This is a genomic window from Fodinibius salinus (assembly GCF_008124865.1).
GTDB lineage: Bacteria > Bacteroidota > Rhodothermia > Balneolales > Balneolaceae > Fodinibius > Fodinibius salinus.
The window spans coordinates 189,004-209,864 of sequence record NZ_VNHY01000003.1 but is presented as its reverse complement, the minus strand read 5'-3'; the positions used below and the strand labels follow the sequence as shown (position 1 = coordinate 209,864).

Sequence of the window (20,861 nt, the reverse complement as noted above, 5' to 3'; positions counted from 1 at the left end):
ACTCTTGGCATTTTACCCCAGATTGCTCTTGAACTATATTGAATAAAATTATGAGTATTCTCGAAAAATTAGGTCTGGCTCCAAAAAAGCAGCGTGGCGCTCCCGTTATCGGCGAAAACAAAAAGGAGCAAGAAGAAGCTTCTTCCCTGAAATATAACCGCTACATCCGGGCCTCTATTCTGTTGGTTTTTCTGGGCGTACTTGTTATATCTGTTCCTCAAAGCTCATTTAACGATTCTACAAATTACAAGATCGATGAACCCTGGAGGGCTGATGACCTCACGGCTCCCTTTACTTTTCCAATCAAAAAAAGTGCAGAGGAAGTTGAAAAAGAACGAGAGGCAATTCGTAAATCCACACCTCCAATTTTCCATGTTGATAACAATGCCAACGTGCAGGTTCAAAATCGGCTGGATTCCCTTTTCCAATATATAAAACCACTTGCCACCACCTATGAAGAGTGGCAGTCTGCTAAAAAAAATGAAGAAACTGATGCCAGCCAAGACAGCATTCAGGTTGCACAACTTAAAAAGCGGGTACCAGTTTCTCTATCTGATGAAGGATGGCAAACCCTATTAGAAAATTATGATTCCATCCAAAGTCAAAACCGGTCATCGGGCAATGAACAGTCCTTCACTGATCCAAATCTAAAAAATCAGCTTTCGTCATTAACCTCTACCCTTTTGGATGACGGAATCATCAACAGATCAAAAAGTGAACTTGATACGGACGAAATTACTGTTCGCGATTTGGGAAAAAGTACGGAACGGACATTAAATTTAGTGAACGTCCGTGATATGGATGAGGCCCGTGAATTCGCCCAATATCGTATTTCTCGGAACTTTTATGAAGCATTGGCCCAAGTAGGTGCCCAACTTTTTAACTACATTATTCAGCCCAACTACATCTACAATAAACAGGAAACAGAAAATAGAATTAATGAGGCAATAGCTGATATATCCACTTCCAAGGGGGCTGTTGCTCAGGGACAAGTTATTATACGCCGCGGTGATATCATCACCCAGAAAAAATATAATATGCTACAGAGTTTGGCTCAGGCCCGCTCGAAAAATGCTACAACGCTGGAACGATGGCTAGGATACGGTGGGAATATCATAGCTATTATTTCTATTCTCACCATTTTCTTTTTCTACCTGTACCTATATCGTCGTTATATTTTTAGCGACAACTCTATGTTGTTGTTGGTTCTTATTGCCATGGCTATCATTTGTGTGGCCTCTTCAGTGGTTTTCCAAATCGATAATATCTCCCCATACATTGTACCAGTAGCTATAGCCCCTATCATTTTAACAATTATTTTTGATTCTCGCGTAGGACTCATGTGTACCGTTACCCTGGGCCTATTAACCGGACTTATTAATGGTAGCAATTTTGAATATGTAACAGCTACAATTGTAGCATGCAGCCTGGGATTATTTTCAGTTCGCGATATTAAAAACAGGTCTCAATTCTTTTTTACGACGCCAGGCATTGTGTTTATTTCTTATTTGGCAGTGATTATTGGCTTTAGCATGAGCACATTTGACGGGTGGGGTGAGCTGGGAACCCAAGTACTTTATGTTGGCATTAATGCAATATTTATCCTATTCACTTATCCTCTTATCCTCCTGTTTGAGAAAACATTTAACGTTACCACAGACTTTACCCTTCTTGAGCTAAGCGATACCAATTTGCCGCTGCTTAAACAGCTGATGAACAAAGCACCCGGTACCTTTCATCACAGTCTGCAGGTATCAAATCTGGCAGAAGCAGCAGCCGGCGCTATCAGTGCAAACAGCTTGCTTTGCCGAGTTGGCGGTTTGTATCACGACATCGGCAAAATGGAAAACCCCGGCTATTTTACGGAAAACCAAACAGAGGTGAATGAACATGAAAAACTAAAACCCCGAATGAGCGCGCTTGTTATAAAAGCTCATGTATCTAACGGGGTCAAATTGGCTGAAGAACATGGACTACCTGATGTTATTATCGATTTTATTAAAACACATCATGGTACTTCACTCATTAAATTTTTCTGGGAGAAGGCCAAAGAAAAAGCCGATGCTGACAAAAAAGAAATTCGGGAAGAGGACTTCAGATACGATGGTCCGCCGCCCCAAACAAAAGAAACAGGCATTTTACTGCTTGCCGACTGCGTAGAGGCTTCATCACGCGCTATGAAAGATCCCAATTATCAAAAGCTTGAGAATCTTATTGACAAGATGGTTGATGAACGCGTAAATGAAGGACAGTTAAGCGAAACACCACTTACCTTTCAGGATTTACGTGCTATTAAAAAAACATTTTTGAATATACTGGTAGGTATTTATCACAGCCGCGTTGAATATCCCGATGATGAGCAAGAAGAAGAGCAGGATAAACAAAAACAACCCATTGACTCTGATGAGCAGATTCCCCGTCATCCTGAGCCTCCTGAAAGCCCACCACCTGTAGATGAATATTATAACTCTTAATCGGCTATGCATTACGAAAAAGAGCTCAAGCGATACCTGCAGTTTATAAAGCTCGAAAAAAATTTATCGGAAAATTCTATCTCTTCCTATAAAAATGATCTTAGGCGATATCTGAAGTTTGTTTCCAACGATCTTCAAATCCAGGACCTGAGCGGCCTTACACTACAGCATATCGAAAAATATCTTAAAGAACTTACTGCTATGGATTTGGCTGTCAGTTCGGTAGCACGTAATATTTCCAGCATCCGTAGCTTTCACGAATTTGCCGTAGTTGAAGGCATGGCTGATGCTAACCCCGCAGAGCTAATTGAACTGCCCAAAAAAGCTAAAAATCTGCCAGAGGTACTAAATCAAGAAGAAGTAGCTGCCATTATTAGTACTCCCAACCGTGAAAATGATGCAGGTATTCGTAATGCGGCTGTATTGGAAACGCTCTATGCCACCGGCATGCGGGTAAGCGAACTCGTAGGACTGGAACTTGATAACTTAATTTTTGAAATCGGCTTTATTCGGGTAATCGGTAAAGGAAACAAAGAACGATTGGTACCTGTTGGAGAAGCTGCCCAATCAGCTTTGGAACATTATATTGAAGTTATACGACCTAAGTTCCAAAGTGATGAAGATCCACAAAAAGCAAAGAACAGAGTTTTTTTGAGTCAACGGGGCAACCCACTTTCGCGCATGAGCATCTGGAATATTGTAAACGATGCTGCCGAACGTGCCGGTATCGAAAAAAATGTGTATCCACATATTTTTCGCCATTCTTTTGCTACTCACCTGTTGGAAGGCGGTGCGGACTTACGTGCTGTACAAGAAATGTTGGGACATTCCTCAATCATTACGACTGAAATTTATACCCATGTTGACCGCTCACTACTTCACCAAGTGCATAAAGAATTTCATCCGCGGGCATAGTACGCAAAAAAGAAATTAACTATGCCGCTCCAGAACAAATCACAAACAAAGGCACCACAGTAACAGAAAGTCAGCGATTTTCAATTTATTTGGCCCATTTTTGCTTTGGTTTACGCATATAATAGTAAACCAGGACAAAAGGCTTATCAATATGGACCAAATACGTTGGAAAAAGATTGAGGGAATTATTGATGAAGCTCTGGATAAGGATACCCCTAAAGAGCAAAAGAAAATCATTGATAAATACTCCGATAAAAATAAACAGCTTCATCAAGAGCTCCTACTATTTTTAGAATCTATACATGAAGCACAAGAAGAAAATTTCCTCCAGAAATAATAAAAGTATATCATCCTCTCCCTAATTACCCCAAAATTAAGCGACTTCATTTATTTTTCTATATTTTAATTTAACGAACTAATTGCAATTGAAGTCGTTTCCAATGAAAAATATCGTTCGAAGTTTTTTTCTTTTCATCTTTGTATTAACGATACAAGTTCAACCGACTGCTGCACAAACAGGATCGTCAAAATCGTATAAAAATGCTGTAGTAGTTACCGCTGATGAACGCGCCTCACAAGTAGGACGTAATATACTGCAACAAGGTGGTAATGCCGTTGATGCAACCGTAGCTGTACAGTTTGCTTTGGCTGTTACCCTGCCTCGAGCCGGTAACATTGGAGGTGGTGGATTTATGATGCTCCATATGCAGGACGGGACGAACCGAGCCCTTGACTTCCGCGAAAAAGCCCCACTTAAAGCTTCCGAAAACATGTACCTACGTAACGGAAAATATGTGCCTAAGTTAAGTCGCCAAGGAGTATTAGCTGTAGGTGTGCCTGGTGTGGTAGATGGTATGGTTAAAGCCCTTGAACGGTATGGCCGTTTACCTCTGGAAACGGTCATGCAACCAGCTATAAAATTGGCACGTGAAGGTTATAAATTATCATGGAGCCAAGCCAATGATCTTAACAACAGCGCTGATGCATTTAAAAGATATCAGGGATCTCAGCGGTATTTTTTAAAATCAGATGGCAACAGATGGCAAGAAGGGGATCTTTTCATTCAAAAAGACCTAGCCCAGACACTCAACCGCATTGCCAACCGCGGCCGTGACGGCTTCTATTCTGGACGCACTGCTGATTTAATTGTAGGAGAAATGCAAAAACACGGCGGACTCATTTCGTATGAGGACCTCGAAAAATATAATAGCGTATGGCGTGATCCCATTACCGCTTCTTATGCAGGCTATAGCCTAAATATTATGCCTCCTCCCAGCAGCGGCAGTATTGCCATTCATCAAATTCTGGATATGCTTCGTCCTTATGATCTTAAAAAGCTGGAATTCAACTCTGCTGATTATGTACACTTAGTAACCGAAACCATGCGCCGTGCTTTTGCCGATCGCGCTTACTTTTTGGGGGACCCTGACTTTATAGACATTCCACAGAAAAAGCTGATGAGCAAAAACTATAACAAAAAGCGAATGCAAAATTTCCAACCCACCAGTGCCACTTCCAGTAATGAAATTGGCCACGGGGATATTCCATCCTTTAAGGAATCCACGGAAACTACCCACTTTTCGATTGTGGATAAGAATGGTAATGCCGTTTCGGTGACCACCACTCTAAATGGCAACTACGGCAGCAAGGTAGCCGTCAATGGTGCAGGTTTTTTCCTGAATAATGAAATGGATGACTTTACAGCCGAACCGGGTGAACCCAATATGTTTGGGCTTATCCAAGGCAAAGCTAATGCTGTAAAACCTGAGAAAAGAATGCTGAGTAGCATGTCTCCTACTATTGTTACCAAAAATGGGAAAGTGCGCATGGTGCTAGGCGCAGCAGGCGGACCAATGATTATTACAGCAACACTGCATAACTTTTTGAATATGGCCGTGTTTGGAATGGATCCACAACAGGCAAATTCAGCTCCTCGGTTTCATCACCAGTGGAAACCGGACAAACTTTTTTATGAAGAGTTTGGGATTAGCCCCGACACCCGGCAAAAGTTACAAAAAATGGGGCATACGATTACTCCCACTGACGGCATTGGCAGGGCTCATACCATTTTCATTGATGAAGATGGGCGCAAGTTTGGATCACCGGATCCGCGTGGCGACGGTACTGCAGAAGGATACTAGATATAAAATAATATTAAATCCCAGAATTACATCTAACCTACGACACTCCATAAATACATCGTGGGATTCATTACCCAAAAAGGCATCATCGAACCACCCTTTACGAAAAATTTAAAAAAGCTTTCAAGGATTGAGAAGAACCGCTGAGGACACGGAGCTATTCGCTGAGGGACGCCAGCCATTTCAAAGAAGCGACTAAGCTAATCGAGGATTAAATCAAAGATTATTCAACAAGAGCTCTCTGTCGGTACCTCTGTGTAAAAGCATCAGCTAAGCTGTTCCAAAATTTTTGAGCCTTCTATTTTGCCATGTGATGCGTGCCATACAACCTCTCCTTCATCCAGTAAAATAACCTGTGGTGATTCGTGACGTACATTCAGCTTAGAGGCAACACTATCTGATGCTGATCTATTTTTTACGACATTAAGATAATGCATATCAGCATGCTCAAGCAGTTGTTTAGAAGATTGCTCCAGATTACCCTTGGCCACAAAACAGACACTGCAACGATTGCTGTGTTTATAAATAAGTTGTGGACGGTTTCCAGATTTATCCACAATCGATTCCAAATCAGAAGGTTGAGAAATAGTATCCCAAATATCATCCGAAGATCCCGAAAAAGTATTGCTTATTGCATCAAATAGTCCCATAAAGTATTGCTTTTTTTCTCACTATGGCTTAACGTTTTGTTAAAAATAAACCGTCTTGTCTGTTAGTCAAATAGAAATATAGAACATATAGTCCACCCGTCGGAATAAATTTTGGTATTTCAGTCACTGCTATTTATTTATAGATTGCGTTGCAGGCATTATTAACAGTGACACAAAATATTTCAAATGGGTGAAAGAGAGAAGTCAGATGTAACCCAACTTCTGATTAAAATGAAACAAGGTTCAGAAGAGGCTTATGAAGAGATATTTCCTATAGTCTATTCTGAGCTAAAACGTTTGGCACACTCCAAGCTTAAAAAAGAACGTGACAACATCACGTTCACAGAAACTGAGCTTGTTCACGAAGTATATTTAAAAATGGTTGACCAAACGCTCATTGATGCCAACGATAAAGATCATTTTATGGCTATTGCCGCTCGTTGTATGCGGCAAATTCTCGTTGACCATGCTCGAAAGAAAAATGCTGAAAAACGAGGTAGCGGTCAGCAGGATGTTACCTACATTGACAAACTGCTAAAAGCCCATCACGAGGCCGAAGAATTGGTTGAACTCGATGATAAGATTAAAGAATTGGCAGAACTGGATCAACGTATGGCCGACGTCGTTACCCTGCGCTTTTTTGGGCAAATGACCGTTTATGCTACCGCCAATGCACTGGACGTTTCAGAACGAACGGTAAAACGAGATTGGGCCAAAGCACGGGGTTGGTTATATAAAGAGTTGAATAAATGAGGGCTTTGTAAAACCTCCCTTGAAATACAATAAATCTTATTTATGGATCAGCAGGAATGGAAAAAAGTTAACGATATTGTAGATACGGCTCTGGAGATTGAAGGGAAAGAACGCATTTCATATATCAATGAACAGTGCGGCGATAATGAAGAGTTGCGTTACCAAGTCACCGAACTTCTCAAATCTATTGAAGAATCAGATACCCAAGATTTTTTAGAAGGAACTCAGGCCTTCCCTGCCCACTTGGCTGCCGACCTCTCCGACGATAAAGAGCAGCCGCCTGCCTCTTCCATGGTCGGCGAAACCATAGACCAATATCAAATTAAAAAGGTAATCGGTCACGGTGGTATGGGTTCTGTCTTTCTCGCTGATCGGGCTGATGATGCTTACCAAGGGAAAGTAGCACTTAAGATTATGCGGCAGGGCATGGACACCCCCTCTAACATTGCACGCTTTGAACGCGAGCGGAATATCTTGGCCATGCTCGACCATCCCAACATTGCACGATTACTCGACGGCGGCCTAAGCAATCATGGACTGCCCTATCTGGTTATGGAGTATGTGGACGGTATATCGCTCTTCAAGTATTGTGATAAAAATAATCTTTCTGTAGAGCAACGTCTTAATCTATTCAAAAAAGTTTGCCGAGGCGTCCGTCACGCTCACAAAAATGCCGTTATCCACCGTGATCTTAAGCCTTCTAACATCCTAATAACCCAAGACGGCGACGTAAAAGTGCTCGATTTTGGAATCTCCAAACTGCTGAAAAGCGGAGACTTCGATAGCACTCAGCTTCAGACTCAAACCGGTGCACGCATGCTTACATATGGATATGCAGCACCTGAACAAATTGAAGGTGAATCTGTTACCACTTCCACCGATGCCTATTCTCTGGGCATCCTCCTTTATGAGTTGCTGTGTGGCGTACATCCTTTTGATTTGGATGATAAAGGCTTAACAGAAGTTGAAAACATTATCCGCCAACAATCTCCCACTCCCCCTTCTACAAAATTTGATCAATTACCTAAAGAGCAACAAAAACAACTGACGGACAGACGGAATACCACTCCCAAAACACTTACAAAAATATTAAACGGTGATATTGGAGCTATTACCATGAAGGCACTGCGCAAGGAACCGGAAAAACGTTACCGGTCAGCTGATAACATCCTTGAGGATCTGAAAAGACGAGAACAAAGTCTGCCGGTTATTGCCCGAAAAGATACCGTTCGATATAAAGTTGGCAAGTTTGTTCGGCGCCATAAAAACGGTATAGCCATAACTGCCGGCGTATTATTATTCACTATTGCCCTTAGCACTTTTTACGCCTGGAAAATTACTGAGGAACGGGACAAGGCACAAATGGAAGCCCAAAAGGCACAGCAGGTAAGCAGCTTTTTGACAGATATGTTTCGGGCAAGCGATCCGACTTTCAATCCAAAAGATACCGTAACTGCAGCCACTTTTCTTGAGCGAGGTAGTGAGCGGATCGGTCAACTTGAAAACCAACCTGAAATCCAAGCTAGCTTGTTATCCATCATTGGACAAGCGCATAGCAATCTTGGAAGATTTAATAAAGCTAAACCTCTTATAAAAAAGAGTCTAAGCCTCCGAAAGAATACCTATGGAGCAACCAGTTTTGAATACGCAGAAGGTATTTCAGAATGGGGTATTTTGCAGCGTCAATTAGGCAACTTTTCAAAAGCAGAGTCGCTTCATCGAAAAGCACTTAAGATTAAAAAGAGCACCGTTGGTATTCATAATATTGAAACTGCATCTACCCTAAGCGATCTGGGGTTAGTATTGGACCAAAAAGGCAAATATAAAGAAGCAGACTCTTTGTACAGAGAAGCCCTAACATTAGAAAAACAAATTCTGGATTCAGAAGATCCTCAGCTGGCAGAGTTATTTAATAACAGAGCTGGAGTACTAAGCAAAATGGGTCAAACGGAAAAAGCAGAGAAATTCTTTCGAAAAGCTTTATCCATTTGGAGAGACAATTATGGAGAGGTTCATCCAAAAACTTCTACAGGATATAATGACTTAGCCCTAGTTCTACAGAAACAGGGAAAAATTGCAAAAGCTGATTCCCTCTTTCAAAAAAATATTTCGATTGACAAAAAACTCTATGGTGATTCACATCCTTATATTGCACAATCATATAACAACATGGGGCTTTTGTATGGTCAAAACGGACAGCTTGAAAAAGCCAAACCTTATCTTGAAAACGCCTTAGCATTACGTCGAAAAATTTTAGAGAAAAATCATCCAAGATTAGCAGAAAGCTTAAATAATTTAGCTCGCCTTTATATTGAAATGGGGAACAATGAGGAAGCTCGATCTTTAGCCGAAGAAGCATTAAAAATTGATAAAGAAAATTTTGGTGAAAAACATCCATACGTCGCTGGAGACTTATCCAATTTGGCTCTTATAGAAAAGAAAACAGGCTCATATATTTTAGCTGAGCAATATCTGCGAGAAAGCTTATCAATATTTGAAAAGGCTTTACCTGCCGGGCACCCTAAAAAAAGCGGTGTTATGCTAGAACTCGGAGCTGTCCTTACACTTAACAACCAAGCGATTGAAGCTATACCATTGGTACGTAAATCGCTAGAAATAAGAAAAGAAACATATAAGGAAGGAAGCTGGCGCATTGCCTATGCACAAATAATACTGGGAAATGCATTTACCCAAACTAAAGACTATGCTAAATCTGAAAAGTTTTTAAAGCAAGGGTACCAAACACTTAAAAAAGAACGAGGTACAACTAGTCAAGAAACGAAAAAAGCACGGGAGTATCTTTTTCAACTTTACGAAGCTTGGGATAAACCAGAAATGGCAAAAAAGTATAAAAAATAAAACCTACAGCAGTTTTAATCCCGCTGTAGGTTATATTAAAAGGGCAATTTCAACAGTCAATTATTGCACCGGACTCCAATTTGGAAACCGCTCTTCGGCACTGTTATTAGAGAGATTAACTAAGTTACCAGATCCATCTGCATTAATTTTATAAATTTCGTCATTACCGTCGCGGTCCGAATCAAATACTATTTCCGTTCCATCACGCGACCAGCTCGGATATTCGTCACTGGCTGAATTATTTGTAATACGCTGAGGATTTGTTCCATCAGCATTCATAACATAAACTTCTTTATTCCCGTCTCGGCTGCTGGTAAATGCAATCTTACTGCCATCTGGTGACCACTCAGGATGAACATCATAGGAACCATTATCTGTCAACTTCTGAATATTACTCCCATCTGGATTCATCGTATGGATTTCAGCATCACCGTCGGCATCGCTGGTATAGACAATCTTAGAGCCGTCCGGCGACCAGCTGGGGTCTTCATCATTAGCACTATTGTTCGTCAACCGCTGTTCATCATTACCATCAGGGGCAATAGTATATATTTCTTCATTACCGCTTCGGTTGTCCCCAAATACAATACTGGAATCATCGGGAGCCCAACTGCTGTCAAACGTATCTCCAGAAGAACTTGTGACCTGTCTAATATTTGACCCATCAGCATTAACAATAAACAGATTAAAGTTTTGATTGCGATAACTGGAAAAAAGTACGCGAGTTCCTGAATAAGAAATCTGTGGTAAATAATCCGTTTCAACATCATCAGTCAATGCTTGTTGATCCGATCCGTCAGGATTCATCAGATAAATATCTGCATTATTTGAACCACGTGTGGTTTGAAAGGCAATCCGACCATTAACTACCGCCTGGCACTCCACGTCAAAAGAGGTGGAGGTGGTATCCCCGGCGGTAATGGTTACCGTTTGGGAGTTGCTCCCGTTTTTTACCGCACAGTTGCCGGCCATGCCGGACAATTCGGTATTCACGTCCCCTTCGGAGAGACCCGCCAGGATTACGCTGCCTGACGACGACACGCTCTTGCTGGTGCCACCCGCACTGACGGTGTAGCCGTCGCCGTCAATGTCATCACCGGTGCTGCTGGTGGTCACTTCCACCGCCCCGGTGGTGGGCTCGTCATTATTATTGCCATTGGTCGGGCCGTGGCCGTCATCACCGCCGCAAGAAAAAATAAATAAGGTTGAAAGAAATAGAATTGATAATTGTAATAATCGTTTCATAATCAATAAATAAGAGTTTGTATCAAAGTTAACTGTTGTGATCTGCTGTCATCACAGGTCCTTATACACATCGGCGGCGGGGTACCTCTAAGGGAATTACCTGCCCAACAAAGCCAACGAAATACTACTTCTACATTGCAACATGCGTGTTGGCCAGCAAACATAGGACAAATTAATTTCATCATAACCCCCGGCAGGTCTGATCCATAATAAAACCCGCAGCGGCTGTGATGCCACTGCGGGTAAAAGTCACTATTCGGAAAAATACCCGTCGTTTACTCCATCGGGCTCCAGTAGGGAATAGTGTCGGTGGCGCTGTTAGCCGTCAGGTTAGTCGGCATTCCACTACCGTCAGCATTAATTTTATACACTTCCGTATTCCCAGCGCGGCTGGAGGTAAAGGCGAGTTCGCTTCCGTCCGGCGACCAGCTGGGGAACTCATCCGACCCCGGGTCGTTAGTTACCTGCTGCACGCCGGTGCCGTCGGGGTTCATGGTGTGAATTTCTAGGTTCCCTGAACGGTCGCTGGAAAAAGCAATCTTACTACCATCCGGCGACCAGCGGGGCATACCATTATCGTCGGTGTCGGTGGTGAGCTGCTGGCGGCCGGTCCCGTCGGGGTTCATGGTGTAAACCTCAAAATCCCCGTCGATATTGCTGGCGTAGAGAACCTTGGATCCATCCGGCGACCAGTGGGGCCAGCCATCCACCGCACTGTTGTTGGTCAGCCGCTGCTCGCCGCTACCGTCGGCTCCGATCGTATAAAGTTCGTCATTCCCGCTGCGGTCATCTACAAAAGCCAGGCTGCTGCCATCCGGCGACCAGTTAACCACTCTATTTACAATCACACTTGCTCCCGAGGAGGTCAGCTGCTGGACGTTCGAACCATCGGCATCCATCACATACAGGTGGGTCGTAGAACCCCCGCGGTCACTGACAAAAGCAATCTTGGTGCCGTCGGGAGAAATCGGTCCGGCTATTTCACCGGCGGAGTTGTCGGTGAGTTTCGTCGGGGACGAGCCGTCGGTATTCATCAGGAAGACTTCCCCGTCCCCGTCCCGGTCGCTGGTAAAGGCAATCTGGCCGTCGGCGACCGTCTCGCAGCTCACGGCAAAGGAGGTGGAGGTGGTATCCCCGGCCGTAATGGTCACCGTTTGGGGATTGCTGCCGTTGACCGAACAGTTGCCGGCGATCCCGGACAGTTCGGTATTCACGTCCCCTTCGGAGAGGCCGGCCAGGGTTACGGTGCCCGAAGCGGACACGCTTTGGCTGGTCCCACCGGCAGTGACGGTGTAACCGTCGTCGTCAATATCGTCACCGGTGCTGCTAGTGGCCACTTCCACCGCCCCGGTGGTGGGATCATCATTGTTGTTACCATTGGTCGGGCCGTGGCCGTCATCGCCACAAGCCGCCACCAATAGGATGGTCAAGAATAAAGTCGCTAGTTGTATTGGTCGTTTCATAATGGAATAAGAGGTTTATTTAAGTTAATTGTTGTGATTGGATATCATCACAGGTCCTTATACACATCGGCGGCAGGGGTACCCCTAAGGGAATTACCTGCCAACAAAGCCAACGATAGTCTACTCCTACATTGTAATATGCGTATCGGAAGAGAAAAAGAGGACAAATTAACTTCGTAGCACAGCTGGGAGACACAATCGATAGTTCTATTACCACAATAAAATGTAAGCGTCCAACCTGTACAAAAGTGACATGCCGGCGGGATGGGAATTAAGGTTCGAATAAAAAACCTTGGCAGATTCTGGACTCTGCCAAGGTTCATACATAGCGTTAAAACTAACCAGTACTATCTATTAAACGGGAATCGCCTATACTTCTTCCAATGGTTCGCGCTGGGTTCGAAATACCTCTTCCAACTCATCTATACCTAAACTTCGACGAACTAGTTTGGTTTTGTCATCCGTCATATCAACAATAGAGGTTGATTTAGAAGGAAGTGTTTGCTGGTCATCAATCACAACATCCACCAACTTTTCAAACTCACGCAAAAAAGGTTCACGGTCATAGTCTTCCAGCGATTTATTATTCATGGACGGCTTTTTAGCAGTAATACCTAACATAGGATTCCCCAACTCTCGAACCAGCCCCTCTGCAATGGGATAGTCGGGTACCCGAAAGCCTACGGTTTTTTTCTTGGGATGCACTAGCAGCTTAGGCACATCTTTGGTAGCCGGTAAAATAAACGTATAGGGACCGGGGATCATCCGCTTAATCAGCTTAAAATTATGATCAGAAATATGAGCAAATTTGGCAATGCCGGAGAGAGAGTCACACAAAAGGGTTAAATGATCATCACTATCCATTTTTCGGATGTTACGTATGCGCTCAATACCCTTCTTATTATTATAGTCGCAACCAATGGCATATTGGCTATCAGTAGGGAAAAGTACAACAGCACCTTCGCGAATTTTATCAGTAATTTCAAAAAGTCGTTTTACATGTGGCGTTTCCGGATGAAGCTTAATACGTTCTGCCATGGATATACCTCAATAATTTTTGTAATTACGATTCCTAATATCCCAAGTACAGGGAATGATCTTTTTTAAAAAGTTGTGATAATAAACGAAATGAAACAATAACTATTCTTGTCATTATTTTATCATTTTTAAACACTACTAGTTGATGTATAACACTTTGGATTTAGATAGTCAATACAATTTCCAATAATCAAAAATTAAAATCATTATTCTTATGGATACTTCAGCTCAAGCACAATGGTTGGGGCACTCAGCATTTAAACTTACAAGTCCCAACGACACCACCATTTTAATTGACCCTTTTCTTTCGCAAAATCCCACCACCCCCGATGCTCATAAAAAGCAGGAGGAGATAGATTATATTTTACTTACACACGGACATGCTGATCACGTAGGCGATACTCTTGATATTGCCGCCGATACAGGATGTACGGTAGCTGCTCCGGTTGAACTTTCGCGTCTGCTGGTAGGCAAGCATGGGCTGGATGAAGATCAAGCCATTGAGTTTAATAAAGGCGGTACTGTAACCTTTGATGATTTTTCCGTAACCATGGTTTCAGCCAACCATAGCTCATCTTTCCAAGGCGATTATGCTGGCGAACCTGCGGGACTGGTTATCTCTTTTGATAAGGATATCACCTTTTATCATCTGGGCGATACTAATATTTTCTACGACCTTGAACTCTACGGCGAACTCTATGAACCGGATGTTCTTGCCGTACCTATGGGCGACCACTACACTATGGATCCTAAAGAGGCGGCTATGGCCTGCGATCTGATACAAGCCGACTATGCCGTACCAATTCATTATGGAACCATGCCTGTGCTCTCCGGTGATCCCAAAGATTTCAAAAAACTTACCGAAGAAACTTGCGATACCGAAGTTTGGATCCCAGAAGCAGGACAAAATTTCTTAGCGTAATAATTGGAATAATCGGTATAAGTTCTAAAACCCACCCTCTTAAACACTTTCTTTATTTCCCCTTCGTAAGGGAAATATTTGCTCTATAACTTAACTCCACAAACTCCTCCTTTCTAAAGAAGGGGGAGTTATTTCTTAAAAGGGTTTAATATTATTACAAATCTACGAATAGGCCCGGAGCATAAAGAATACTATTACTCCCGTCACCGATACATATAACCACACCGGTAGTGTCACTTTTGAAACTTTACGATGCAATTTCAACTTCCCTGAAAATGCCAGGTAAAAACTGGTCAATATCATAGGCATGACTAACGCCGAAAGAATGATGTGCGAAATCAGGATAAAAAAGTAAACCGGCCTGATAAAACCCTCTCCCGTAAATGGCGTGCTGCCATGAAAATTATGATAAATCATATAGCTGATCAGAAAAAAGGTAGAGGTTACAAAAGCTGTGAGATTAAATTTCATGTGCCGGGAAAAATTCCGATCTAAAATAGCTTTGTATCCAAAAAGTAGAAGTACGGCACTAGTACTATTTAATAAAGCATTGAGGGCAGGCAGACTGGTAATCACTTCCGAACTGTAATCACTACCTCCTTTAAAGTAAATCAGCCATACTAAAAAACCGAAAGCCGCTGCACTTATTAATAGTATTACGCCAATGGCTTTTACTAGGCTGATATTTTTAAGTAAATCTATTGTTACCGGTTTATCAGAACTCATCAAATATGTAAAAGTTATTTCTTTCAGAGACCCTTGCTAAATCCAGCATGTTATCCTGAATTCAGTTCGGAATTTTGGGTTAAATGCTAATAATTGCGATGGTGTGGCAAGGCTGCTTTCAGTTTCAATCATACCGAAGGTAATAATAATTATAGAAATTTAGCAGTGCTCATCCGCCAATACTACTACCTATAAATAGCTTATCTGATTTAGAATGTTGATTCATTAACACTGTCAAGTTTTCACCATTTTTTGTAAAATATTTGGAAATTGAATTAAGCATTTTTAAAAAATAGATTATATCTTTAGCATGCTTTTGTTAAAGGCTTAAGGAAATCCAATCTATTTAGAATCATTTTAAATATATCGTATGGCTTTTTTGCAGGTTATAAAATAGAGTGATTTTCTGTACCTTCAGTCTGATATTTTTTTGTAGATCATATTACAACAAGGAACGATAAATTTTTTGATCAGTTATGGCTCAGATTTTTCCCAAATGGGCAGATGAAGTGCCGCGGCAAATATTGCTCGGGCTTATTATTTTTGCAACCGCAACCGTAGCGGGTGTTTGGTACTTTTTCTCTCCGGAATATACCGATGTAGGTTACGCTCCCGAGCAGCCGATCGCTTACAGCCATAAAATTCACGCAGGGAAGTTAGATATTGATTGCCAGTACTGTCATACTAATGTTTTTAAATCAAAGCATGCAAACGTTCCTCCCACTCAGACATGCATGAACTGTCACAATCAAGTTGATTCAAATAATCCCGAAGAAGTGCAGAAAATTCGGGACAAATGGAATTCAGACGAATCTATTGAGTGGGTTCGAGTACACAACCTACCGGATTATGCTTATTTCAATCACGCTGCACATGTTAATGTTGGTGTAGGATGTGAAAGCTGCCACGGGCGCGTTGATCGCATGGAGGTTGTTCAACAAAAAGAACCATTGAGCATGAGCTGGTGCCTCGATTGTCACAGGAATCCCGAAAAGAGTGTGCGTCCGGTAGAAGAAGTGACAACGATGGGATACGAACCCAAGAAAGAACAAATAAAAATGGGCCGCGAGCTTGTAGCCAAGAACAACATCAACCCCCCAACCTACTGTCAAGGTTGTCACTATTAATTAATAACGAATCTGAATTAACGCAACGGTAACGGAATGAGCGAAGATGTAAAAAGTCCTAATTACTGGAAAAGCCTGGGAGAACTGGCAAAAAATGACGAGTATCAAAAGTACGTTGAGCGCGAATTCCCTGAAAATGCTACGGAGCTCAATGATGAGGTTTCCCGACGAAGCTTCTTGCGCGTTATGGGAGCTTCTATTGCGCTTGCTGGATTTGCGGCGTGCCGACGCCCCGTACAAAAGATTATGCCGTACAGTAAAATGCCGGAAGATATAGTACCCGGCAATCCGCTGTATTATGCATCAGCCATGCCTTTCCAGGATGCACTGAACGGTATTGTTGTTGAAAACCACGAAGGGCGTCCCGGAAAGATTGAAGGAAATGAAATGCATCCCGCCAGCAACGGCAACACTAGTATTTATGGGCAGGCGGAAATTCTGAACATGTTTGATCCTGACCGCTCGCGCTATGTTCGCAAAAATGGCGAGCGTTCTTCGGTTAGTGCTTTTGCAGAATTTTGTAGTAATCACTTTTCGAATACGGAGCAAAACATTGCCTTTGTTTCAGAAGCAAATTCTTCACCCACGTATAACAGGTTGAAGGAGCAGGCAATGGATAGATTCTCGAATGCTCAGTGGGTCACCTATGAAGCATTCGGTGAAGACAATGCGCTGGAAGGCACTAATATTGCTTTTGGCCAGCGCCTGAGGACAGCCAATCACTATGATGAAGCAAATACAATTGTCAGTTTTGATGACGATTTCTTAAATCCCGCTGCTGATAAAAACAGTGTAGCCAATACCAAGAAATTTACTGATCGGCGGGCTGTTACCTCTACCGAGGATGACATGTCTCGGTTATATTCCATAGAAAGTACTTTTACATTAACCGGCTCCAACGCAGACAATCGCCTGCGAATCAAGTCTGGCGAAGTGGAACTCTTTATATATGCGCTGGCAGCCAAATTGGAAAAGTCTGTAAATGGGTTATCAGCTTTTAGCGGATATTCCAACAAATTTTCTGACCACGAATGGATTCCCGTGCTTGCCGAAGACCTGTTGGCAAATCGCGGTGAGTCTATATTAACAGTGGGACGAGATCATTCTCCCGAATTGCACGCCACTGTCGCAGCCATGAATGCTGCCCTTGGTAATGACGGAGAAACAGTTACGTATCATGATGTGCCACATATTGACGACCAAAATAACCAAGAAGCATTTGCCAGTCTGGCTGAAGATCTCAATAACGGCGATATTGATACAGTAGTACTCGTCGGCACCAATCCTGTATTCTCAGCTCCGGCTGACCTAAACTTTGATGATGCGATATCTCAGGCCGGACAGGTTATTCACCTCTCTGATTATTATGATGAGACTTCAAAGCTGGCCAATTGGCATATTAACAGAGCCCACTTTCTTGAGGCCTGGGGTGATGGATACTCTTACACGGGTACTCGTTCCATTATTCAGCCGCAAATTGAGCCACTGTATTCCGGTGTCAGCGAAATCGAGTTTTTGAGTACCATCCTGAACGGTAATAAGCCCAAAGGATATGATCTTGTTCAGGAAACATGGAAAGATTTTTACACAACAAACTTTCAAAAACAGTGGGAGCAAGCCCTGCATGACGGTATCGCAGGCGAAAACACCTTTCCACTTAAATCAGTAAGCATATCAAACGAATTCAGCTCACAAGCCGACAGCTTCTTAAACAATGCTGAAACTTCTGATGGTATGGAGCTGGTAATTCGTGCTGATTCTAACGTATTTGACGGGCGATTTGCCAATAACGGCTGGCTACAGGAACTCCCTGAGCCCATGACGAAAATTACTTGGGACAACGTCGCGCTGATGAGCAAGAAAACAGCCGACGAACTGGGTGTTAAAGAAGCCGGACTAGGCAAATCAGAAGTTGAAGTAATTGCCCTTACTGTTAACGGCACTACGGTTGAGTTGCCAGCTTGGGTCCAACCGGGACATGCTGACGACAGCATCACTATTACCGTTGGGTATGGACGTGAAGGTATCGGCCGGGTAGCAAATGAGACCGGTGTTGATACTTATCCACTGCGCACCACTCAAAATATGCACTTTGCGAGTGACATTTCCGTGGAAAAGACAGGCGAAATGTACGAAATTGCCTGTACGCAGGATCATAACACTATGGAAGGTCGCTCACTGCTACGCCATGCCACTCTTCAGGAATATCGTGAAGATCCCCATTTCTCTAGCTATGAATCTTCTTATGATGCAGAAATGCCGGGTCTTGCCTATGCTGAGGAACACGGAGAAGATGAACCACTTTCGATTTTTAATTCTTACGATGAACAGGAATATCCTGACGACCAGCCGCAATGGGGTATGTCTATTGATCTTAATGCCTGTACAGGCTGTGGCGTTTGTACTATTGCCTGTACTGCAGAAAATAATATCCCGGTTGTTGGTAAGCGCGAAGTAAGCAACGGGCGTGAAATGCACTGGATTCGAAACGATCGCTATTTTGATGGCGATGTTAACAATCCCAAAGCATTGCATCAGCCAGTGCCTTGTATGCACTGCGAGATGGCACCTTGTGAGCAGGTTTGTCCAGTAGCGGCGACCACTCACAGCGAAGACGGTATGAATCAAATGACCTACAATCGTTGCATTGGCACGCGTTACTGCGCCAATAACTGTCCCTACAAAGTTCGTCGTTTTAACTTTTTCAATTACTCCGAAGAGTTTCTAACAAGTGGTGACGATCCGGAAATCGTACAAATGGCGATGAATCCGGAGGTTACGGTACGCTTCCGTGGTGTGATGGAAAAATGTACATACTGCGTACAGCGCGTAAATCGTGCCAAAATTGAAACTGATATTGAAACGAATGGCGAGACGCAAAAGCCCGAAGACGGTGCTGTAGAAACTGCTTGTCAACAAGCATGCCCCGCTGACGCAATCTACTTCGGCGACCTTACCGATCCGGACAGCGAAGTGGTGCAAACAAAGAAGAACAACCGTAACTACCTACTACTAGAAGAACTCAATACGCGGCCACGTACGTCGTATTTATCAGAACTTAGTAACCCCAATCCGAAATTGGCTTAATTTCCAACAATTTTACGATGAGCACAGATTATCAGTACGAATCTAAGCCGGCACTTATAAAAGGTGATCACTCTTTCGGGAGTATCACTGATATGATTGCCAAGACACCCCTGTCGCCCACTCCTAAATTGTGGTACTTGGCATTTGGTCTTTCCAATGTACTTCTCATAATATTGCTAGGTGCAATTGGATATCTTGTTTGGGATGGCACAGGTATTTGGGGGCTTAATAATCCCGCTGGATGGGGTTGGGCTATTATCAACTTTGTTTGGTGGGTTGGTATTGGTCACGCAGGGACCTTAATTTCTGCTATACTTTTTCTCTTTCGCCAAGGTTGGCGAACGGCTATTAACCGTTTTGCAGAGGCTATGACCATCTTTGCTGTAATGTGTGCGGGTATTTTCCCGGCTATTCACGTAGGACGTATCTGGGTCATCTACTGGGTCTTCCCTATCCCCAATCAAATGGCAGCGTGGCCCAACTTCTCGAGTCCCCTTTTATGGGATGTCTTTGCCGTAAGTACCTATTTTACCGTTTCGCTGCTCTTCTGGTATGTTGGGCTTATTCCCGACCTTGCTACACTGCGCGATAAAGCCAAGAGCAAAATCGCTAAAATTTCGTACGGTATAGCTGCTCTGGGCTGGACAGGTAGTTTTCGCAACTGGTGGCATTACGAAAAGGCATACATGATTCTAGCCGGTCTTGCCACTCCCCTCGTACTTTCGGTTCACACTATTGTATCTTTTGATTTTGCCGTTTCTGTCATTCCGGGTTGGCACAGTACTATATTTCCACCTTATTTTGTAGCTGGTGCCATTTATTCTGGTTTTGCCATGGTCCTCACCCTGATGTTGATTGCCCGAAAGATCTATAAGCTCGAGGATATCATGAATATTGACATCATGGAGAAAATGAATCTCGTGATGATGGTAACAGGTAATCTGGTAGCTTTTGCCTACCTGATGGAAGGATTTATCGCTTGGTATAGCGGGTATATTTATGAACAAGGTATTTTCTGGCTCTATGTCGTTGGTCCTTATGCTTGGGGATTCTGGATCCTGATGTTCTGTAACGTTATTACTCCACAATTCCTCTGGTTCAAAAAAATACGGCGCAATGTAGGACTAACATTTGTGATTTCAATAATTGTGAACATCGGCATGTGGTTTGAACGATTTATGATTGCCGTTGCTTCACTCTCTACCGATTTTATGCCCTCATCTTGGGATTATTTTTCACCCACATTCTGGGATATTATTACCTACATCGGCACATTTGGATTGTTTTTCACCTTCTTCCTGCTCTTCCTACGGTTCTTGCCTATGGTTGCCATTGCAGAAGTGAAAGGGGTAATGCCTCAGGCCGATCCCCATAATTACGATGAGGACTCCAAAGAATTTGATGCATCTAAAACCGAACCTGTTATGGTTCAACAAGAACAAACTGTTTAGGATCTGATAT

Annotated in this window: 15 protein-coding genes; 10 read left to right on the top strand and 5 right to left on the bottom strand. The window is 43.0% G+C overall.

Translation table 11 applies throughout. From position 1 onward, the window contains the following. Positions 1–50: 50 nt before the first annotated feature. The 4 genes from LX73_RS10090 (at position 51) to ggt (ending at position 5,530) form a co-directional block, all read left to right on the top strand. Positions 51–2,474: an HD family phosphohydrolase gene (locus tag LX73_RS10090; protein ID WP_148899380.1), complete on the top strand. Its 2,424-nt coding sequence runs from the start codon at positions 51–53 to the stop codon at positions 2,472–2,474. A 6-nt stretch (positions 2,475–2,480) separates the two neighbouring features. Further along, the gene (gene xerD, locus LX73_RS10085) at positions 2,481–3,389 is read left to right on the top strand and encodes a site-specific tyrosine recombinase XerD (protein ID WP_148899379.1); all 909 of its coding nucleotides are present in this window, start codon (positions 2,481–2,483) and stop codon (positions 3,387–3,389) included. Positions 3,390–3,540: 151 nt separating this feature from the next. After that, on the top strand, positions 3,541–3,726 hold the full coding sequence (locus LX73_RS10080; protein ID WP_148899378.1) for a hypothetical protein: 186 nt from the start codon (positions 3,541–3,543) through the stop codon (positions 3,724–3,726). Positions 3,727–3,829: 103 nt separating this feature from the next. Further along, the gene (ggt, locus tag LX73_RS10075; protein WP_148899377.1) at positions 3,830–5,530 is read left to right on the top strand and encodes a gamma-glutamyltransferase; all 1,701 of its coding nucleotides are present in this window, start codon (positions 3,830–3,832) and stop codon (positions 5,528–5,530) included. A 266-nt stretch (positions 5,531–5,796) separates the two neighbouring features. Here the strand turns inward: ggt and ytxJ are convergent, their stop codons facing one another. Next, entirely contained in the window at positions 5,797–6,180 is a 384-nt protein-coding gene (gene ytxJ, locus LX73_RS10070; protein ID WP_148899376.1) for a bacillithiol system redox-active protein YtxJ, read from the bottom strand. Positions 6,181–6,366: 186 nt separating this feature from the next. Between ytxJ and LX73_RS10065 the strand changes: the two genes are divergently transcribed. Together LX73_RS10065 and LX73_RS10060 are read left to right on the top strand one after the other, a co-directional pair. After that, complete coding sequence (locus LX73_RS10065; protein ID WP_148899375.1) at positions 6,367–6,933, top strand: ECF-type sigma factor; 567 nt, start codon at positions 6,367–6,369, stop codon at positions 6,931–6,933. A gap of 42 nt (positions 6,934–6,975) precedes the next feature. After that, positions 6,976–9,792 carry a tetratricopeptide repeat protein gene (locus LX73_RS10060; RefSeq protein ID WP_148899374.1) on the top strand — a complete coding sequence of 939 codons (2,817 nt, stop codon included), beginning with the start codon at positions 6,976–6,978 and terminating at the stop codon, positions 9,790–9,792. A 60-nt stretch (positions 9,793–9,852) separates the two neighbouring features. Here the strand turns inward: LX73_RS10060 and LX73_RS10055 are convergent, their stop codons facing one another. From LX73_RS10055 to LX73_RS10045, 3 genes are all read right to left on the bottom strand, one after another. After that, positions 9,853–11,037: a DUF5050 domain-containing protein gene (locus tag LX73_RS10055; RefSeq protein ID WP_148899373.1), complete on the bottom strand. Its 1,185-nt coding sequence runs from the start codon at positions 11,035–11,037 to the stop codon at positions 9,853–9,855. A 275-nt stretch (positions 11,038–11,312) separates the two neighbouring features. Continuing rightward, positions 11,313–12,500: a DUF5050 domain-containing protein gene (locus tag LX73_RS10050; RefSeq protein WP_148899372.1), complete on the bottom strand. Its 1,188-nt coding sequence runs from the start codon at positions 12,498–12,500 to the stop codon at positions 11,313–11,315. Between the two features lie 369 nt (positions 12,501–12,869). Next, positions 12,870–13,538: an L-threonylcarbamoyladenylate synthase gene (locus LX73_RS10045; RefSeq protein WP_148899371.1), complete on the bottom strand. Its 669-nt coding sequence runs from the start codon at positions 13,536–13,538 to the stop codon at positions 12,870–12,872. Between the two features lie 214 nt (positions 13,539–13,752). Here LX73_RS10045 and LX73_RS10040 point away from each other — a divergent pair, with 214 nt between their 5' ends. Next, complete coding sequence (locus LX73_RS10040; RefSeq protein ID WP_148899370.1) at positions 13,753–14,460, top strand: metal-dependent hydrolase; 708 nt, start codon at positions 13,753–13,755, stop codon at positions 14,458–14,460. Between the two features lie 162 nt (positions 14,461–14,622). On the opposite strand, the gene LX73_RS10035 is transcribed toward LX73_RS10040, so the two are convergent. Next, positions 14,623–15,186: a DUF420 domain-containing protein gene (locus tag LX73_RS10035; protein ID WP_148899369.1), complete on the bottom strand. Its 564-nt coding sequence runs from the start codon at positions 15,184–15,186 to the stop codon at positions 14,623–14,625. A 476-nt stretch (positions 15,187–15,662) separates the two neighbouring features. Between LX73_RS10035 and LX73_RS10030 the strand changes: the two genes are divergently transcribed. From LX73_RS10030 to nrfD, 3 genes are read left to right on the top strand one after another with little or no spacing between them, the layout of a single operon-like run. Further along, positions 15,663–16,313: a cytochrome c3 family protein gene (locus tag LX73_RS10030; RefSeq protein ID WP_148899368.1), complete on the top strand. Its 651-nt coding sequence runs from the start codon at positions 15,663–15,665 to the stop codon at positions 16,311–16,313. A gap of 36 nt (positions 16,314–16,349) precedes the next feature. After that, complete coding sequence (locus LX73_RS10025) at positions 16,350–19,400, top strand: TAT-variant-translocated molybdopterin oxidoreductase (RefSeq protein WP_148899367.1); 3,051 nt, start codon at positions 16,350–16,352, stop codon at positions 19,398–19,400. A gap of 17 nt (positions 19,401–19,417) precedes the next feature. Further along, complete coding sequence (gene nrfD / locus LX73_RS10020) at positions 19,418–20,851, top strand: NrfD/PsrC family molybdoenzyme membrane anchor subunit (RefSeq protein WP_148899366.1); 1,434 nt, start codon at positions 19,418–19,420, stop codon at positions 20,849–20,851. Positions 20,852–20,861 lie beyond the last annotated feature (10 nt).

Excerpts from the sequence above, each read along its gene's own strand:
- LX73_RS10030 (WP_148899368.1), top strand. The coding sequence starts at position 15,663 with ATGGCTCAGATTTTTCCCAAATGGGCAGATGAAGTGCCGCGGCAAATA.
- LX73_RS10090 (WP_148899380.1), top strand. The coding sequence starts at position 51 with ATGAGTATTCTCGAAAAATTAGGTCTGGCTCCAAAAAAGCAGCGTGGC.
- LX73_RS10025 (WP_148899367.1), top strand. The coding sequence starts at position 16,350 with ATGAGCGAAGATGTAAAAAGTCCTAATTACTGGAAAAGCCTGGGAGAA.
- ytxJ (WP_148899376.1), bottom strand. The coding sequence starts at position 6,180 with ATGGGACTATTTGATGCAATAAGCAATACTTTTTCGGGATCTTCGGAT.
- LX73_RS10040 (WP_148899370.1), top strand. The coding sequence starts at position 13,753 with ATGGATACTTCAGCTCAAGCACAATGGTTGGGGCACTCAGCATTTAAA.
- ggt (WP_148899377.1), top strand. The coding sequence starts at position 3,830 with ATGAAAAATATCGTTCGAAGTTTTTTTCTTTTCATCTTTGTATTAACG.
- LX73_RS10065 (WP_148899375.1), top strand. The coding sequence starts at position 6,367 with ATGGGTGAAAGAGAGAAGTCAGATGTAACCCAACTTCTGATTAAAATG.
- xerD (WP_148899379.1), top strand. The coding sequence starts at position 2,481 with ATGCATTACGAAAAAGAGCTCAAGCGATACCTGCAGTTTATAAAGCTC.
- LX73_RS10050 (WP_148899372.1), bottom strand. The coding sequence starts at position 12,500 with ATGAAACGACCAATACAACTAGCGACTTTATTCTTGACCATCCTATTG.
- LX73_RS10045 (WP_148899371.1), bottom strand. The coding sequence starts at position 13,538 with ATGGCAGAACGTATTAAGCTTCATCCGGAAACGCCACATGTAAAACGA.
- LX73_RS10080 (WP_148899378.1), top strand. The coding sequence starts at position 3,541 with ATGGACCAAATACGTTGGAAAAAGATTGAGGGAATTATTGATGAAGCT.
- nrfD (WP_148899366.1), top strand. The coding sequence starts at position 19,418 with ATGAGCACAGATTATCAGTACGAATCTAAGCCGGCACTTATAAAAGGT.
- LX73_RS10060 (WP_148899374.1), top strand. The coding sequence starts at position 6,976 with ATGGATCAGCAGGAATGGAAAAAAGTTAACGATATTGTAGATACGGCT.
- LX73_RS10035 (WP_148899369.1), bottom strand. The coding sequence starts at position 15,186 with ATGAGTTCTGATAAACCGGTAACAATAGATTTACTTAAAAATATCAGC.
- LX73_RS10055 (WP_148899373.1), bottom strand. The coding sequence starts at position 11,037 with ATGAAACGATTATTACAATTATCAATTCTATTTCTTTCAACCTTATTT.